Annotated in this window: 13 protein-coding genes; 1 reads left to right on the forward strand and 12 read right to left on the reverse strand. The window is 44.2% G+C overall.

Annotation, left to right across the window (positions count from 1 at the left end; translation table 11 throughout):
• Positions 1-33: 33 nt before the first annotated feature.
• From DI392_RS05985 to tkt, 4 genes are all read right to left on the reverse strand, one after another.
• On the reverse strand, positions 34-1,113 hold the full coding sequence (locus DI392_RS05985; protein WP_109318986.1) for a glycosyltransferase family 2 protein: 1,080 nt from the start codon (positions 1,111-1,113) through the stop codon (positions 34-36).
• 31 nt (positions 1,114-1,144) lie between these two features.
• Entirely contained in the window at positions 1,145-2,863 is a 1,719-nt protein-coding gene (locus DI392_RS05990) for a glycosyltransferase family protein (RefSeq protein ID WP_109318987.1), read from the reverse strand.
• 3 nt (positions 2,864-2,866) lie between these two features.
• Positions 2,867-4,306 carry an LTA synthase family protein gene (locus DI392_RS05995; RefSeq protein ID WP_181388366.1) on the reverse strand — a complete coding sequence of 480 codons (1,440 nt, stop codon included), beginning with the start codon at positions 4,304-4,306 and terminating at the stop codon, positions 2,867-2,869.
• Positions 4,307-4,633: 327 nt separating this feature from the next.
• Positions 4,634-6,628: a transketolase gene (gene tkt, locus DI392_RS06000; RefSeq protein ID WP_109318989.1), complete on the reverse strand. Its 1,995-nt coding sequence runs from the start codon at positions 6,626-6,628 to the stop codon at positions 4,634-4,636.
• Between the two features lie 367 nt (positions 6,629-6,995).
• Between tkt and metK the strand changes: the two genes are divergently transcribed.
• Positions 6,996-8,147 (forward strand): methionine adenosyltransferase, encoded by a 1,152-nt coding sequence (gene metK, locus DI392_RS06005; RefSeq protein WP_109318990.1) that lies wholly within the window; start codon positions 6,996-6,998, stop codon positions 8,145-8,147.
• A gap of 373 nt (positions 8,148-8,520) precedes the next feature.
• On the opposite strand, the gene lpxC is transcribed toward metK, so the two are convergent.
• From lpxC to murD, 8 genes are all read right to left on the reverse strand, one after another.
• On the reverse strand, positions 8,521-9,438 hold the full coding sequence (gene lpxC / locus DI392_RS06010) for a UDP-3-O-acyl-N-acetylglucosamine deacetylase (protein WP_109318991.1): 918 nt from the start codon (positions 9,436-9,438) through the stop codon (positions 8,521-8,523).
• A 97-nt stretch (positions 9,439-9,535) separates the two neighbouring features.
• Positions 9,536-10,747: a cell division protein FtsZ gene (gene ftsZ, locus DI392_RS06015; protein WP_109318992.1), complete on the reverse strand. Its 1,212-nt coding sequence runs from the start codon at positions 10,745-10,747 to the stop codon at positions 9,536-9,538.
• 31 nt (positions 10,748-10,778) lie between these two features.
• Entirely contained in the window at positions 10,779-12,047 is a 1,269-nt protein-coding gene (ftsA, locus tag DI392_RS06020) for a cell division protein FtsA (RefSeq protein ID WP_109318993.1), read from the reverse strand.
• On the reverse strand, positions 12,040-12,783 hold the full coding sequence (locus DI392_RS06025; protein ID WP_109319041.1) for a cell division protein FtsQ/DivIB: 744 nt from the start codon (positions 12,781-12,783) through the stop codon (positions 12,040-12,042). The genes ftsA and DI392_RS06025 overlap by 8 nt, the downstream gene beginning before the upstream one ends.
• 290 nt (positions 12,784-13,073) lie before the next feature.
• Positions 13,074-14,552, reverse strand: a complete 1,479-nt coding sequence (gene murC / locus DI392_RS06030) for a UDP-N-acetylmuramate--L-alanine ligase (RefSeq protein WP_109318994.1) — start codon at positions 14,550-14,552, stop codon at positions 13,074-13,076.
• 50 nt (positions 14,553-14,602) lie between these two features.
• A complete protein-coding gene (gene murG, locus DI392_RS06035; protein WP_109319042.1) occupies positions 14,603-15,664 on the reverse strand; it encodes an undecaprenyldiphospho-muramoylpentapeptide beta-N-acetylglucosaminyltransferase in 1,062 nt (353 codons plus the stop codon).
• Positions 15,651-16,847 carry a cell division protein FtsW gene (gene ftsW, locus DI392_RS06040; protein WP_109319043.1) on the reverse strand — a complete coding sequence of 399 codons (1,197 nt, stop codon included), beginning with the start codon at positions 16,845-16,847 and terminating at the stop codon, positions 15,651-15,653. The genes murG and ftsW overlap by 14 nt, the downstream gene beginning before the upstream one ends.
• A 51-nt stretch (positions 16,848-16,898) precedes the next feature.
• Positions 16,899-18,215, reverse strand: a complete 1,317-nt coding sequence (gene murD / locus DI392_RS06045; RefSeq protein WP_109318995.1) for a UDP-N-acetylmuramoyl-L-alanine--D-glutamate ligase — start codon at positions 18,213-18,215, stop codon at positions 16,899-16,901.
• Position 18,216: the final 1 nt, after the last annotated feature.

Raw genomic sequence — 18,216 nt, forward strand, 5'->3', positions numbered from 1 at the left:
GTCGTTAGAGTACGGAGTCGCTGGTCAAAGAATTCAATCGACTTTTATGTTTGTCCGTCGCTGCTTCAACTGTTCACCGCTATTTACCAAAGGCCTGTCTTGTCTGAGGTCATTCTCCACATGCTTATCCAAAACCTTGATTACTTCCATTGAATAGCGCTGATCATTTTGCATTATTTTATCCTCCAGCTTTTCTATTCTATACAACATTTTTTCCATAAGTTTACGATTAAAACTGACCAAATCTGCTACAAAACCAACAATTACAGTAAGAAAGCCAAGAATAAGTAAAGTACTCCCAAGTAACAACGACTGAATATGCCCCTCACCAGCGCCATTAAGAAAGAAATAGAGGAAACGTATAATAGGCCATATTCCTGTAATCATAACCAAAGACCCCAAAGTGAGGAAAACTTTCAGAGGTCGATACATAGTATAGATACGTAATAGTGTAGAAATCGACATTTTAAGGAAGTGAGGAATACTTCTGAATAGACGAGATTCCCTTGTTTTCTCATTGGTACGCACAGGAACAGACACTACACTTAATCGTTTTGCACTTGCCTGTATAAGCATTTCAATAGTATAGCTGAACTCAGACACTATATTTATCTGCTGAGCGGCACTCCTGGACATGGCTCTAAATCCACTCACAGCGTCTTTTACCTCAAGACCTGTGGCCTTCGCTATAGTAAAACTGCCGAAGACTTGGAGAGTCCGTTTAGAAAATGAAAAATGCTTATTATTATATCCTCCTCTATCACCGATAGTGATGTCTGCTCTACCCTTTATAATCGGCTCTACCAGTTTAGCGATATCCCGTCCATCATATTGGTTATCGCCATCCGTATTTACAATGATATCAGCCTGCTGTTTTAAGCACTCCTCTATACCTAAGTGGAAAGCATTAGCTAATCCTTTGTTAGTTGTATTGGTTACAATATATTTAACTCCAAGCTGTTTAGCTAATAATGCTGTTTCATCTGTTGAGCCATCATCAATCACAAGTATTTCTATTATATCTATGCCAGGAATAGCTTTTGGTATATCATCAATGACATCCTTTAAGTTATTCTCTTCGTTATAGCAAGGTATTTGGACAATAAGTTTCACAATTGCAACCTTATATTTTTAAATTGGAAATTTAAAACCCAGTAAACACTGGTTCTTCTCTGTTTATTTCTACAGGTCTGTACAAAGATTCTCCCCATCGCAATATAAATTCACCTGATTGATTTGAAAGCGCCATACTGTGCGTGCCTTTCGATAAGTTTATAGTTTCTAATGGATAGATAAGCTCACCATCAACAAAGACACCAGAGTCAGACTCCAAAGTATATTTTCCAGATATATTAATCTTAAAAACCATCTTAGGATCTTTTTCTGTCAAAATAATCTGCTTACCGGCAACATATAGTTCATTCCAATGCTGAATATAGTTATTTTTTAAAGCCTGAACATCTTCCCTTAACATCCAGTTAGCTTCACCGCCATCAGAACTCATAACATTTAAATAAGGTGAATTCAAAACCATAAATACAGGTTCTTTATTCTCTACAGCATGTTTAATCACAGCTTTATTTCTTTTTAAATAATTTTCCATTCCCCAGGTACTCATAAAGAAACCCTTCTGAGGATAAGATGAAATCATTGAGCAACGATCCAAATAGGAAACTGGCGATGGAAATACGGTATGAACAACCTCTATTAATCTATGTTGATAATCTAAACTCCGCTTAAATGGAGTAATTACCCCATTATAAGCAGCACTTAATAAGAAGAATAGCATAACTACGGTAGAAAATATTTTCCGTTCAATATTAGTTCCCTGAGAATGAAAAACATCCCATGACATAGCAAATAATACACTTACAGGAGCAAGCATAAATGAATAAAAGTAAGGGTATGAGTTTCTATAAAAAACCAGTGATAACAATAGAATTAGTAATGCTATAAACTTCAATGAATATTCTTTATTATTCGTTCTTTCTTTCATTAAAGATAAAACTAAATACTTTATTCCATATAGTAAGACAAGCCAATATCCGATATCCATAACAAAAGAAAACAATAAATAACTTTTCCTTGGAAATAGTAAATTATGATTGAATGTCTTATCTGCACCATTTACCATAGAACCTGTATCTTTAAAAAAATCCGTAGTTCCAATACTTGTAAAGTGGTATAGGTAAAATAACAAAAATGCTAGTGATGTAGACAAAAAATAGAAAAAGTAACGATATAAATCAATGCGTCGTTCTTGAGAATAAACCAAATTAATTGCCATTATTAAAATAAATGTTGGTAAATAAATGGCTGACTTTAATGTAAAAGCAAAAGAAAATGCTGTTATAATACCAGAAAGGATGGAGTGTATAATTGTCATCCTTACTGATAAAATATAATATAAAGTAATAACCAAACAACATGTAGCAATTGGATCAGCTCTAAAGCTTGCACCAGTCCTTATAACATAAGAAAATGAAAAGTAAGCCAACACCGCAAACACTGATGCAGAAATACTAAATTGATATCGACATATTTTAAAAATAAAATAACCTGTTACAACCTGGAGTAAGACCATAAGAATTCTAGCAAAAACAATTTGTTCTACTTCATTTTTAGACACTAATCTTAACCAAGAGAAAAAATGAACATGGAATGTTTGAAAGCTATTTATTGAATCACCAACTATAAATTTATATATAAAAGACAAATAATAAAACTCATCCCAATTTATTTCATACCTAACAGCAGTAAATATTTTACAAAAAATAGAAAACAATAATAAAAAACATAACCAATAGTGTCTTTTAAAAAAACAGACCATATAATTAATATTATTATTCTGCATTTCTACCATACACTAGTTCCTTTTATCGCTGTTGATCCTCACCGAATTGATATAGTTAACGGATTCATCAATATGCTTATATTCATCTAATATTCCTGTATCATCCCCATCTAACAGCACATCAAACTGCTGACCATCACACATAACTGAAACCTTTGATCTTTCATCTCCTCGCGCGTGATAGACACACTTTGTACCAACCATATTGTCTAAGGGCAAAATAGCGCCTCGGGAACCAGAGTGACATTGGTAACCTTTAACCGTATTCACAATACCAGGAAGTATATCGGTCTGCTGAAATACGCTGTCTACTATTCGTTGTTTGTTATTCCAGATCATAAACATAGGTACACGACTTACCGACATTCTTCCTGAAGTAGATTGTTCTTTCCTCGTCATGGATGTCATTGCTCGATGATCACTCATCACAACAATCATAGTATCTTCATCTATAAGTTTCTTTATCACTTCAGAAAGCTGTTTATCTGCATAGCGAAAAGCAAACTCTTCAGACTGTTTTATATCCTTACCATCCGGGTAATAATAAGGTTGGTGAGTATTTACATTTTCAACAACTACAAAGTTATTTTCTGAGTTAGAAACAATGTCATACACTTTTGAATATAATTTTTCATCAGAAACAGAGTAAAATAAAAATTTTCTATCTTTCGGTGAGAAAGCACCATTCCCTATGATATTATTAAATTTTAATGACTCTAACCATTTTCTCTTCTGTAAAAAACCAAGATCACCAGAAGTAATAAATGTAGTATAATAACCTAACTTGGATAATTCCTCTGGAAAAGAAGTGTCAAAATAAATTTTATTTAACCCTAATGCACCATCTGTACCATATTTTACCTTATATGGAATTACAGGCCTTCCAGTGAATAATGCGTACAGTCCAGCCTCCGTTGTAAACCCATTTGCATAAAACTGTTTAAATGCTACATTGTTCTTAGCTAATTTATCGAGCTCAGGAGTCCAATTACTATCATCACCAAACCAATAACTATGATAGTAAGACCAGGATTCAAACATGAATATAACGATATTTTTAGGTTTTATTGATTTTACCGTTACACATTGTTCATTATCTTCTGATTCAAAAGAGGAAATAAACTCCGGAGAGTACTCTTTCTTATATGTGGATTGAAAATTGACAAATATATAGTTTTTAAAAAAAGGGCTTCTTACAGAGGAATCCACATTGTAGCTACAAGCCAGTATCAACAAACTCATTATAGCTATTATTTTTATTTTTATGTTGGGTGAGGGTAAATTCGATTTGACAACAAAAATAAAGCTAGAAATGATAAATATAGAGAAAAGTAAGTATATTTTCCAGTCTAATATTTTAAGATCAACATCTCCTATAAATTTACCTATATCCTCAAGGTATAATCGTGAGTTGAACGTAAATATAATGATCAAATCCAATATATAAAGCATAAAAACAGCTACTATAAGGACTCTTACTATACGGGACCAAAATTTATTTAATGAACACGAGATAAAAAACAATAAAAAACTAAATAATAGAACAATACTATCACTAACGAAAATGTTCAAATAGCTATTACTGTCATCAATATATAACGATGCTCCTAATAAATAGACCTTAACAAGGTATACTAATAATAGAAGCACGAGTATCATACTTTCGACTCCGTTGATAAACTTAAATTTAAATATAGCTTAAGTTCATCAAAATGGTAAATAAAAACGGCCTTTCCAATCAAGGAAAGGCCGTTTTATCACAAGCAGAATGAGCGAGTATTAAACCAGTACTTCTTTTGCTTTTTCAAGCACGTTTTCAACCGTAAAGCCGAACAACTTAAACAGCTCGCCTGCAGGTGCAGACTCACCAAATGAGTTCATACCGATAATACGACCACCGAAGCCAACGTACTTGTACCAGTAATCTGCGATACCCGCTTCGATAGCAACGCGAGCTGTCACATCAGACGGCAGTACCGATTCACGGTAAGCCGCATCCTGAGCATCAAACAGATCCGTAGATGGCATAGATACCACACGTACTTGTTTGCCTTCTTCAGTCAGCTTAGCTGCTGCTTCTACTGCCAGTTCCACTTCGGAACCAGTGGCAATAAAGATAAGTTCTGGCTTGCCTGCGCAATCTTTCAGCACGTAAGCACCTTTAGCGATATTCGCTACCTGCTCAGCATCACGTTCCTGCTGCGCCAGATTCTGACGAGAGAAGATCAAAGAAGTTGGTCCATCTTTACGCTCGATAGCGTATTTCCATGCTACGGCAGATTCAACCTGGTCACACGGACGCCATGTGCTCATGTTTGGAGTCACACGCAGAGATGCCATTTGCTCAACCGGCTGGTGAGTCGGGCCATCTTCACCCAGACCGATAGAGTCGTGAGTGTAAACCTGAATGTTCTGCACCTTCATCAGAGCAGCCATACGCATCGCATTACGGGCGTATTCCATAAACATCAGGAAGGTCGCGCCGTAAGGGACAAAACCACCGTGCAGAGCGATACCGTTCATGATGGCCGTCATACCGAATTCACGAACACCGTAGTGGATGTAGTTACCGGAGAAATCTTCACGAGTCAGAGACTTAGATCCAGACCACATAGTCAGGTTAGAAGGTGCCAGGTCAGCAGAGCCACCCATAAATTCAGGCAACAGCTTACCGAACGCTTCCAGCGTATTTTGTGACGCTTTACGTGATGCAATGCTGGCTGGGTTAGCTTGTAGATCGGCAATAAATGCATTCGCTTTCTCTTCCCACTCAGCAGGCAGGTCACCGTTTACACGGCGCTTAAATTCAGCCGCCAGTTCTGGGTACTCTGCAGCATAAGCAGCAAATTTCTCGTCCCACGCTTTTTCTTTTGCAGAGCCCGCTTCTTTAGCATCCCACTCTGAATAGATATCAGCAGGGACTTCAAACGGACCGTGTTCCCAACCCAGGAATTCACGCGCAGCTGCGATTTCATCATGGCCCAGAGGGGCACCGTGACAATCGTGAGAACCTGCTTTATTCGGAGAGCCAAAACCGATAATCGTTTTTGTACAGATCAGCGTTGGTTTGCCTGTCTCGGCTTTTGCCGCTTCGATAGCCGCGTTGATCGCTTCAGGATCGTGGCCATCAACAGCCGGAATAACATGCCAGCCATACGCTTCAAAGCGCTTAGGCGTGTCATCCGCAAACCAACCTTCAACTTCACCATCGATAGAGATACCGTTATCGTCCCAGAATGCAACCAGTTTACCCAGGCCAAGAGTACCCGCCAGAGAACAAGCTTCGTGGGAGATACCTTCCATCAGACAGCCATCACCCATAAATACATAGGTAAAGTGGTCAACGATATCGTGGCCTTCTTTATTAAACTGAGCGGCCAGAGCACGTTCAGCCATTGCCATACCAACACCGTTAGTGATGCCCTGACCCAGTGGACCAGTTGTGGTTTCAATGCCAGGTGCATAACCGTATTCAGGGTGACCCGGTGTTTTTGAATGCAGTTGACGGAAGTTCTTCAGATCATCAATAGACAGTTCATAACCTGTCAGGTGCAACAAAGAATAAAGCAGCATAGAGCCGTGGCCATTAGACAGAATAAAGCGGTCGCGGTCGGCCCATTCAGGATTCTGCGGGTTGTGGTTCATGTGGCTGCGCCAAAGCACTTCAGCGATATCTGCCATTCCCATTGGTGCTCCTGGGTGGCCTGAATTGGCTTGTTGAACACCATCCATGCTAAGAGCACGAATTGCATTGGCTAATTGTTTGCGTTCCATATGTGGTTACCGGTTTTAAAGGTTAAGTTTACTGATGTATAGGGCACGCCCTAATCTACACTCTAAAAGAATCCGTATTCTCTCAGACGCCCATTTAGACTGCAAACGTTTACTAATAGATTTATAGGATTTTATCTGGTTACCCCGTGACCCAGGTAAACGTTTGCCTGGGTTAGAGACATAAAAAATACTTGTAATTCACAGGCCACAAACTAAAATAGCCGTCTAGATGTAGATACACCTACAAACTATACGAACCTTTATAAAGACGCCTTAAAACGACAGCCGTGCTCAATGGATATTCCGGCACAGGTGATTACAGTGAGTCCGGCGTTTTTGTTACTTTGAAATAGTGGAGCTGCTTACCATGGCTAAACACCTATTTACTTCTGAATCTGTATCAGAAGGACATCCGGATAAAATTGCTGACCAGATCTCTGATGCCGTTCTTGATGCGATTCTGGAGCAAGACACCAAAGCGCGCGTTGCCTGCGAAACCTATGTAAAAACCGGAATGGTTATGGTTGGTGGTGAAATTACCACCAGTGCATGGGTAGACATTGAAGAGCTTACCCGTGAAACAGTGCGTGAAATTGGTTATGTTCACTCAGACATGGGCTTTGATGCTGACTCTTGTGCTGTTCTGAACACCATTGGTAAACAATCACCTGACATCAACCAGGGCGTTGATAAAGCAGATCCTAAAGAACAGGGTGCCGGCGACCAGGGCATTATGTTCGGTTATGCTACCAATGAAACCGAAGTACTGATGCCTGCACCAATCACTTATGCGCACCGTCTGATGCAAAGACAATCTCAGGTACGTAAAAATGGCACTCTGCCGTGGCTTCGTCCCGACGCAAAGTCTCAGGTTACCTTCCAGTATGACCAGGGTAAAATCGTTGGCATTGACGCCGTCGTTCTGTCTACTCAGCACTGTGACTCCATCTCTACTCCGGCTCTGCGTGAAGCGGTAATGGAAGAGATCATCAAGCCTGTTCTGCCTGGCGAGTGGTTAACGAAAGAGACCAAATACTTCATTAACCCAACCGGCCGTTTTGTTATTGGTGGTCCAATGGGCGACTGTGGTCTGACCGGACGTAAAATCATCGTCGACACCTACGGTGGTGCAGCTCGTCACGGTGGTGGTGCATTCTCTGGTAAAGATCCATCTAAGGTTGACCGTTCTGCTGCTTATGCTGCTCGCTATGTGGCGAAAAATATCGTAGCTGCTAAGCTTGCTGATCGCTGTGAAATTCAGCTTTCTTATGCGATCGGTGTTGCAGAGCCAACCTCCATCATGGTGGAAACGTTCGGCACGGAAAAAGTACCTCACGACATTATTATTAAAGCAGTGCGTCAATTCTTTGACCTGCGCCCATACGGCCTGCAGGAAATGTTGGATCTGCTTCAGCCTATCTACAAGAAAACGGCGGCATACGGCCACTTTGGTCGTGAAGAGTTCCCTTGGGAAAAAACGGACAAAGCAGAGCTGCTGCGCGATTTCGCAGGACTGTAATAAACAAGCCGGTTTATTCCTGATAATATAAGAAACCCTCGCTCTGCGAGGGTTTTTGTTTGTGCTGAGTTTCCTGTTTGTTGCCCCCAATATTATTCACCGCCACATTATTCGCATTCATATCATTCATTATCCCTGCGAAGGCAGGGATCTACTTAACCAATTCCGTCTCATCTACAAGATTCCTGCCTGCGCAGGAATGACGATTGGTTTAGGGAATAACGATAGCCCAGGGAGTAGAGAGGATAAAATCAGAGTACTATGGACTTGTATGGCATGTCTTAGCTGAAGTATGCATTCCCACGCGGGAACTTGGGCATAAAAAACCGGATTCGAAGATCCGGCTCTCTAAATACTTATTGTTATCAGTCAGTTAGGCAAGAACGGTATTCGGCTCTGCAAAAGCAACCGGTGAACCAGCAGCTTCTTCAAAGGTCGCCCACTCCCACGCTTCCTGATCAGCAAGCACTGCACGCAATAACTGGTTATTCAATGCGTGCCCTGTTTTGTATGCCCGAAGTTCACCCACGATAGAGTGGCCACACATATACAGGTCGCCAATGGCATCCAGCACCTTGTGTGTTACAAATTCATTGTCAAAACGCAGACCTTCTTCGTTCAGAATGCGATATTCATCCAGAACGATAGCACAGTCAAAGCTACCACCCAGACACAGATTCTGTGACTGAAGATACTCAATATCACGCATAAAGCCGAACGTACGGGCACGGGAAATATTCTTCACGAAAGCGCTGGATGAGAAATCAAATAGCATATGCTGTTCGTCAGCATCAATCGCCGGATGATTGAACTCAATTTCAAAGTCCATACGGAATCCGTTATACGGAACCAGCTCAGCCCACTTATCGCCATCTTCCACTCGAATCGGTTTTTTAATACGAATGAAACGCTTAGGTGCATTCAATGTCTGAATGCCCGCAGACTGAAGAAGGTAAACGAACGGACTGGCACTGCCGTCCATAATCGGAATTTCCGGTGCATCGACTTCAACAATAACGTTATCAATACCCATTCCCGCCAACGCAGCATTTAAATGCTCAACCGTAGAGATACGGATACCTTCATCATTAACCAGTGCGGTACACAGCATGGTGTCACGAACGGAATTTGCATCTGCCGGGAAATCGACAGCAGGGTCTAGATCAGTGCGACGGTAAATAACACCAGTATTAGCGGCTGCCGGCCGCAGAGTCAGCGTAACCTTACGCCCGGAATGTAAACCAATCCCAGTCGTCTTTACGATTTCTTTCAGAGTACGTTGTCTGATCATCTGCTTGCCTCAAATTTGTGCTACCAATCACACCCGGCTGTACGGCCGGGCGCGAATATTATCATAACTTTGACTACTATCAAAGTTATCAGCAAATTTAGTCAGCCTGGCGACGTAAAAATGCCGGTATATCCAAGTAGCCGCTTTCCTTTTCAGCCTTCGTTGCCACATTCTGGCCCGCATTGCCTGATGCCTGAGCATTATTTGACGCTGCTGACGGTTGTGGCTGCTCTGGTTTTTTATGCAAAGTTTGCGCCGGTTTTTCTTCAACCTTTGACGCCACAGCAGGCTGAGCCGGTGCCTTAGGTTTTGCCGCTGCTCCTGAAACTAAGGTAATTTCTGGTTTTTTCTCAGTACCAATGCCAGTCGCGACCACAGTTACTCTGATTTCGTCAGACATATCAGGGTCCAGGGAGGTACCAATCACCACCGTAGCGTTATCTGATGCAAATGCCTTCACAGTGTTACCGACAGTTTCAAACTCATCCAGACGCATATCAAGACCAGCGGTAATGTTGACAAGAACACCACGAGCACCAGCCAGATCGATATCTTCCAGTAATGGGCTGGAAATTGCCGTTTCTGCCGCTTCTTCTGCCCGGTCTTCACCTTTGGCAACACCGCTGCCCATCATGGCATGGCCCATCTCTGACATCACGGTACGTACGTCAGCAAAGTCGACGTTGATCATACCCGGACGAGTGATTAGCTCGGCAATACCCTGAACCGCATTTTTCAGTACATCGTTTGCACTGGCAAATGCTTCCAGCAGTGTTACACCACGGCCAAGCACTTTAAGCAATTTTTCGTTAGGGATCGTAATCAGTGAATCCACATGATTAGACAACTGTTCGATACCTTGTTCTGCAAAGGCCAGACGTTTTTTACCTTCAAAACCAAACGGCTTTGTTACAACGGCAACGGTCAGAATATCCAGCTCTTTAGCCACTTCAGCAATTACAGGGGCTGCGCCTGTACCGGTACCACCGCCCATGCCAGCTGCGATAAATACCATATCGGCACCATCGAGCACTTCTTTAATCTTTTCTTTATCTTCGAGAGCGGCATCACGTCCAACTTGTGGGTTGGCACCCGCACCAAGGCCTTTAGTAATGTCACCGCCAATCTGAATAACGGTATTCACATTCGACTTACGTAAAGCCTGTGCATCTGTATTGACACTGATGAATTCCACACCTTCGATGGATTCTCGCACCATATGTTCTACAGCGTTACCGCCGCCGCCACCAACGCCAACGACTTTGATTACTGCATCGTCAAGCATATCTTCCACCATCGGTTCAAACATGTGTTATCTCCGCTTTTTCCTGCTTCTCAGGTTAAAACTCTTTTTGTATCCAGTTACGCATTTTACTTAAAATTCCAGTGAATGAAGAAGGCTTCTGCTCTTTGAATTCACTGTCGTCATCAATGTGACTGTCTTTTGCGTAATGAAGTAAGCCAACGGCCGTAGAATGATACGGCTCTTTTACATAATCAGTTAACCCACTAACTTCCAGTGGCTTACCAATTCTAACTCGGTTAACACCAAACACTCGTTCAGCGCATTCAACCAATCCTTCAATCTGAGCAGCACCTCCAGTAAGGACTACTCCTGCAGCAAGGTGATGATGTTTAATTCCATCTTCACGCAATTTTACTAAAACGGTATTTATGGACTGATTGATAAATCCCATCAGTTCAGCATAGCGAGCTTCAATCACTCCGGAAAGCTCCTGACGCTTCAGAGTTCTTGACGGACGGCCTCCGACACTAGGGACGTTCACTGTATCGTCTTTACTCACCAGCTCACTGAGAGCACAGCCATATTTTACTTTAATCTCTTCTGCATCCCCCACCGGGGTTCCGAACGCGAAAGCAATGTCACTGGTTACCGCATTACCGGCATATGAAAATACTTCGGTATGTCTTAAGGCACCACCGGTCCAGATAGACACATCCATTGTACCAGCACCAATGTCAACAACACAGACCCCGAGCTCTCTTTCGTCTTCGGTTATTACGGCATTACTCGCCGCTAAACCGGAAAAGACCAGTTGCTCAACTTTCAGCCCGCACCGTTCAACCGCTTTAATGATATTTCTTGCCATATCATTATGGCAGGAAATCAGGTGAACGCTGACTTCCATGCGAACTCCTGACAGACCAAGCGGATTTTTTATCCCTTCCTGATAGTCAATCGTAAACTCTTGGGGGATAACATGCAAAATTCGTTGCTCTTCGCCGATCTTGATAGATTTAGCGGTATGAATGGCACGATCCATATCATCCTGAGATACTTCCTCATCCGATATAGTTCCCATTCCTTTTTCAATACGACTGGCAATGTGTCGACCGGAGATCGAAAGATAAACGTTACTGATCTTACATTCAGCCATCAGTTCAGCTTGATCCACTGCACGCTGGACTGATTTTACGACTGACTCCAGATCGTTAACGCCTCCCTTATCCATTCCGCGAGACGGGCTTGTTCCTGCGCCAATGATATTGATCTGGCCATCAGGTAATACTTCCCCGACCAGTGCTGATACACTTGCAGTACCTATATCAAGACCAACAATTATGTTGTCATCTGCGGTCTTAGTCATCTGTATTCTCTTGTGCTAAATCCTGTTCAGGAAACCAGCCTACGGCGGCTCCCGTATCATACCGGAGGTCTATATAACTCACCTGTTCGGTTTTTGTTCCCAGTTGATGATAAAGTGTAATAAACCGGTTTACCCGTTCTTTTAATGACTCTTTACCCAATTCTAACCGAATCCCGTTATCCAGAATAATTTGCCACGCCTGACGCTCATTCAATACCAGCGATGTAATCGTTAAGCCCAGAGGACGGAAAAGAGGAGCGATCTCTTTCCAGGTATTCAGTACCTTGTGACTGCTGTCTTGTGGTCCATATAGCTTCACTTTTTCATCTTTCAGCGCAGCCAAATCCGGCTCAAAAATATCCCCGCTCTCATTTAGCAGCGCATACCCGTTCCACATCGCTGCCGCTTTGTGTTCAGTCAAATATATTTTTATCGTATCTGGCCACTGTTTCCGAATCGAAGCCTGAGCAACCCAGGGAAGAGCCGTGATAACGTTCTGCAGCTCGTCGATGTCCTGAGACATAAAGGTACCGATGTGTTCCATATGGCTTAAAGCCTGCTGCACATCCTGCGCCTGAACATACTCAAGTTTGCCCTGAAGTACGATCTTAGATAAGGGCATTCTCTGCTCATCAAACATCCAGCTTATTGTGGAATAAAGTGCACTACCAACCGTTAGAAACACCAGCAATAAAAAGCTGACACCTAGTATGTGCTTTCTTGCTATCTGTCCCATATCGTTCAGGTTTGCGGCACTGTTATCTATAACCAACTGCACTCTATATATCTAACTATTCGGTTACTTGTCCACCAATAAACAAGGAATCCGGTGATAAAAAATCGTCTTATATTCCGGCGATATTAAACAAGTAGAATTCAAGGTATAACCTGAGAATTATACTGAGCATCTGAAAACGATCCAGTTTTAGACAAATATAATTGATCTCTATGGGATCAAAAATAGATATTTAGCTTATTTTTCTATCTAAAACCGAAAACCGCTCAGTATCACTCAACTTTTAACCATTAACTGTCATTTTTATCAACACCGGATGCCATTATTTTTATATTAAGTGCCATGGATTCTAACTGTCTGGCGACCTTACCGACATCACCTGCACCTTGTGTCAGTACCAGGTCACCATCTTGCAGAATGTTCGCCAGCACCGAAGGAAGCGTCTCTTTATCCGGAACAAAAATCGGATCAATTTTACCCCGGCTGCGAATCGTACGGCACAATGAACGGCCATCCGCCCCAGAAATCGGCTTTTCTCCGGCGGAATAGACATCTAACATCACCAGAACATCCACTTTTTCCAGTACGTTTGCAAAATCATCGTATAAATCCCGGGTGCGACTGTAGCGATGCGGTTGGAATATCATGACTAATCGCTTGTCCTTCCAGCCAGAGCGTGCAGCCTGGATGGTGACATCCACCTCGCTCGGATGATGACCGTAATCGTCCACCAGCATAGCTGAGCCATTACCGGTATCAAAGGTTCCCAGATGTTCAAAACGACGTCCGGTTCCCTGAGTACCCAGCATTGCACTCAAAATCGCCTTATCATCAATATCATCTTCGGTAGCAACCGCAATCGCAGCAGAAGCATTCAAGGCATTATGTCTGCCAGGGATATTCAGTGTGATATTCAGGTTTTGACGCCCTTTCCGCACCACGGTAAATGTACCCTGCTGCCCTTCCTGACTATAATTTTCAATCCGGACATCGGCATCTTCTGAAAAGCCATAAGTAATCACCTGACGGCTAATCCGCGGAATTAATTCACGTACCACAGGATCATCAATACACACAATAGCCTGCCCATAAAATGGAAGATTATGCAGAAAATCGATAAATGTCTGCTTCAGCGTTTCAAAGTCACCACCATAAGTGTCCATATGATCCGCTTCGATATTGGTCACAATGCTGACCATTGGCTGAAGATGCAGGAAGGATGCATCACTTTCATCCGCTTCCGCAATCAAAATACGGCTGGACCCCAGACGGGCATTCGTTCCGGCACTTTTAACCAAGCCCCCATTAACAAACGTCGGATCCAGTCCCGCTTCCGAATAAATTTGCGTGACCAGAGCAGTGGTGGTCGTCTTACCGTGCGTTCCTGCAACCGCAATACCATGCCGAAAACGCATCAGTTCAGCTAACATTTCAGCACGGCGAACCACAGGGATACGTTTTTCTTTTGCCGCCGCCAGCTCCGGGTTATCCGCTTTAATTGCCGTCGAAACCACAATCACACTCGCGCGTTCCACATTGCTGGCCTGATGACCGAAGTAAATTTTTGCCCCTTTACTGCTCAAGCGCTCTGTCACCGGGTTAGAGGCGAGGTCGGAACCGGTAATCTCATAACCTTCATTCAGAAGGACTTCTGCAATACCACTCATTCCTGCGCCACCAATACCAACAAAGTGAATCGACTTTACGCGGCGCATTTCCGGTATCATGGCTCTGATTTGGGATAAATCCTGAGTGTGTTTTACTGTCATTAATTCTTTCTCGTTATTTGCTGGGTAAACAATGGGTTATAAAGCATATATCAACGTACAAGATCAGCGATAGCCTGAGCGACGACTTGGTCTGCATCTGGCATGGCCGCCTGACGGGCTTTCATTGCCATTGTTAATAATTCATTTCGATCCATAGAGGCTATTTTTTCAGCCAGTCGCTCCACGGTCAGATCCGGCTGTTCAATCATTTCCGCCGCACCGCATTCCACCAGATGATCAGCGTTCAGTGCCTGCTGACGATCCTTATGCATAAACGGAATAAAAACGGCACCAAGACCTGCGGACGAAACTTCAGATACGGTTAATGCCCCAGAGCGGCATACCAACAGATCGGCCCAGGCATAAGCCTCAGCAACATCATCAATAAACTCTGTTACGTCAAAAGAAGTGACTCCGGCTGAACGGTAATCCGCTTCCACACCGGCTTTATTGTTCTTTCCTGCCTGATGCCGAATAGTATAGCCTTCCCCTAACTTTGCCATGACCTGGGGTAAAGTCGTATTCAGAATCCGCGCTCCCTGACTGCCGCCCATCACCAGAATACGAATATCGCCCTGACGTTCAGCCAGGCGCTCTTCCGGTGCGGGTAACGCCACCACATCTTTGCGAACCGGATTCCCTACCACAGCAGCATCAGTAAAGGCACCCGGGAAGGCCTGAAATACCTTTTTGGCGATCTTAGACAGCCACTGATTGGTCAGGCCGGCTACGGCGTTCTGCTCATGAAGCACAACCGGAATACCACACAGCCATGCAGCGATACCTCCGGGACCACTGACATAACCGCCCATTCCCAGCACCACATCTGGCTGCCAGCGTTTAATATACTGACGAGCCTGACGGATTGCCTGAACAATCTGGAAGGGGGCTTTAATCAGCTTCGCCACGCCCTGTCCACGCAGCCCTTTGACTTTAATAAAATCGATGTCGATACCATGCTTTGGAACCAGTTCGGCTTCCATACGGTCAGCCGTTCCCAGCCAACGCACTTCCCAGCCCTGGGCCTGTAACTGCTTTGCTACCGCCAGCCCCGGAAACACATGCCCGCCGGTACCACCGGCCATTACTAACAGGCGCTTATTCTTCTTCATCATCATTCTGTTCTTTTACCTGAATGCCGTTACCTTTCAGACGGCATTCATGATCAATTCTTAACAGCACGGAAACCGCTGCTGTCATTACAATCAGACTCGAGCCACCATAACTGATGAGCGGAAGGGTTAAACCTTTCGTAGGTACAATACCGGCTGCCGCCCCCACATTGACCATGGACTGAAAAGCAAACCAGATACCGATACCAAACCCAAGATACCCGCCAAACTGCTCACCCGATTCAAATGCGCGTTTTCCAATGAAAATCGCTTTAACCACCAAAGCAAAAATCAGCATCAAAATCAAAGTGACGCCAACAAATCCAAGCTCTTCAGCAACAACGGCGAAAACAAAATCGGTATGAGCTTCCGGCAAATATTCCAGTTTCTGGATTGAATTGCCCAGCCCCTGGCCAAACCACTCACCCCGGCCAAATGCCATCAGAGACTGTGTTAACTGGTAACCGCTGCCGAATGGATCTTCCCATGGGTCCCAAAAAGACGTCATCCGCCGCATACGATACGGTTCTATAATGATCAGCAAAACGACACCAGCCACACCAACCATGACCAGAGCCAGAAACTGCCAGAGTTTGGCTCCCGCGACAAACAGCAGGCCAAACACGGTGACCAACATCACGATAACCGTACCTAAATCGGGCTGTCCCAATAGCAGAGTCGCAAGACAACCAAAAACGATAATAGGCTTCATAAAGCCGCCAAAAAAGGTCTGTCGGACTTCTTCCTGTTTTCTCACCAGATAACCGGCCATAAAGATAAACAGAGAAAACTTCGCTATTTCCGCCGGTTGCAGGTTGAATACGCCCAGCGGAATCCAGCGTGACGCCCCGTTTACCGACTTACCAGCCAGCAAAACAACCAACAGTAACACAATAGACAGTACCAACAGATGAGTACTGTAGTGCAACCATTTGTGCAGCGGTACCTGTACTACAAATGCGGAGACAAACAAGGCCAACCCTAACAATGCCGCATGTTTGAACATAAAATAAAATGGCTGCCCGGTAAGACGCAAACTAACGGGAAACGAAGCAGAGGCCACCATTACCAGCCCGGTCAGCATCAGCCCTAATGCAATCCAGACCAATTGGCGATCAAATAAAGCCCGGGGAGCTTCCTGTCCTTTCAGGCCTGCGAACCTGTTTGTGATTTGGCTAACTATCGACACCTAACCATTCCTGTTCATTTGCTGACGGTATGAAGCTCTGACGAATCAGGCGTACTGCTTCGCCAGCTCGGCAAAGGCATCACCACGAGCCATAAAATTCTGATACTGATCAAAACTGGCACAAGCCGGAGAAAGCATCACCATATCTCCACGTTGTAATTCCGGAGCGATAGATTCAAGAATCTCCGGCACACCTTCCCACAGAGTTGCGGATGGGTGTAAAGAGACAAACTGCTCACCGTCCCGGCCATAACAGTATAATTTCACGTTGAGTGATGCCAGAGCAGGAGCCAGTTCAGAGAAATCAGCACCTTTACCGACCCCACCCACCAAAAGATGCAGTGTTCCCGGACAGTCCAACCCGGACAGCGCAGCCAGAGTGCTGGCTACGTTGGTCGCTTTTGAGTCATTCACCCATTTAACGCCATGTTTTTCTGCCACTAACTGGCAGCGATGGCTCAGCCCGGTATAGCCTTTCAGCGTATCCAGGGCTGCATGGTAATCCACCCCGGCACATTTCAGCAGCGCCAGTACCGTCAGCACATTAGCAATATTGTGCTTCCCTACCAGAGCCAATTCATCTGCCGCGATGATAGGCTTACCATTATCCGCTAGCCAGCTGCGCCCCTGATGTTCTATTAACCCAAATTGCTGATCGTCAAAACCAAAACTCACGACATTTGCGCCGGACTGTTCAGGGTAAGTCGCCATATCGTCCCGGTTTACCACCACATGTTTGGCGTTGTGGAAAACCCGCAGCTTTGCATCACGGTAATCATCCATCCCCGTGTAGCGATCCATATGGTCTTCCGACAGATTCAGAAAAGCACCGGCAACAGGAGCCAGACTGGAGGTAGTTTCCAACTGAAAACTGGACAGCTCCAACACATAGAGATCAGCCAGATCGTTCAGTAGTTCCAGCGCCGGAACCCCGATATTACCGCCAATCGCCGTTTTCACTCCCGCCGCATTGGCCAGCACTCCGGTAAGATCCGTCACGGTACTTTTACCATTGGAGCCGGTAATGGCGATCACAGGTGTCTCGGTCGCCCAGGCAAATAGCTCAATATCACCGACAACCGGAATCCCTTTCTCTATCGCCTGCTGAATCTCAGGAGTCGACAACGCAATCCCCGGATTAGCAACGATCAAATCGGCTTCACTTAGCCACTGGGTATTCCAGCTTCCGGTATGCAGTTCAATGTCAGAACTTAGCTTATCTTTTCCCGGCGGATTGTCCCGGGTATCGATCGCCCGCAGAGTAAGAGGAAGGCCAGTTTTTTGCAGGTAATGAATGACAGAAAGCCCGGTAATACCGAGCCCTGCCACCACAACATTATGTATATTTTCCCAGTGCCGCATA

This window comes from Vibrio albus (assembly GCF_003144035.1).
Lineage (GTDB): Bacteria > Pseudomonadota > Gammaproteobacteria > Enterobacterales > Vibrionaceae > Vibrio > Vibrio albus.

What these genes read in the sequence shown, in the direction of transcription:
- DI392_RS06025 (WP_109319041.1), bottom strand. Translation starts at nt 12,783, where the DNA reads ATGGGACAGATAGCAAGAAAGCACATACTAGGTGTCAGCTTTTTATTG.
- ftsA (WP_109318993.1), bottom strand. Translation starts at nt 12,047, where the DNA reads ATGACTAAGACCGCAGATGACAACATAATTGTTGGTCTTGATATAGGT.
- murG (WP_109319042.1), bottom strand. Translation starts at nt 15,664, where the DNA reads ATGAAGAAGAATAAGCGCCTGTTAGTAATGGCCGGTGGTACCGGCGGG.
- DI392_RS05995 (WP_181388366.1), bottom strand. Translation starts at nt 4,306, where the DNA reads ATGCTTTATATATTGGATTTGATCATTATATTTACGTTCAACTCACGA.
- DI392_RS05990 (WP_109318987.1), bottom strand. Translation starts at nt 2,863, where the DNA reads ATGGTAGAAATGCAGAATAATAATATTAATTATATGGTCTGTTTTTTT.
- tkt (WP_109318989.1), bottom strand. Translation starts at nt 6,628, where the DNA reads ATGGAACGCAAACAATTAGCCAATGCAATTCGTGCTCTTAGCATGGAT.
- murD (WP_109318995.1), bottom strand. Translation starts at nt 18,215, where the DNA reads ATGCGGCACTGGGAAAATATACATAATGTTGTGGTGGCAGGGCTCGGT.
- metK (WP_109318990.1), top strand. Translation starts at nt 6,996, where the DNA reads ATGGCTAAACACCTATTTACTTCTGAATCTGTATCAGAAGGACATCCG.
- murC (WP_109318994.1), bottom strand. Translation starts at nt 14,552, where the DNA reads ATGACAGTAAAACACACTCAGGATTTATCCCAAATCAGAGCCATGATA.
- ftsZ (WP_109318992.1), bottom strand. Translation starts at nt 10,747, where the DNA reads ATGTTTGAACCGATGGTGGAAGATATGCTTGACGATGCAGTAATCAAA.
- lpxC (WP_109318991.1), bottom strand. Translation starts at nt 9,438, where the DNA reads ATGATCAGACAACGTACTCTGAAAGAAATCGTAAAGACGACTGGGATT.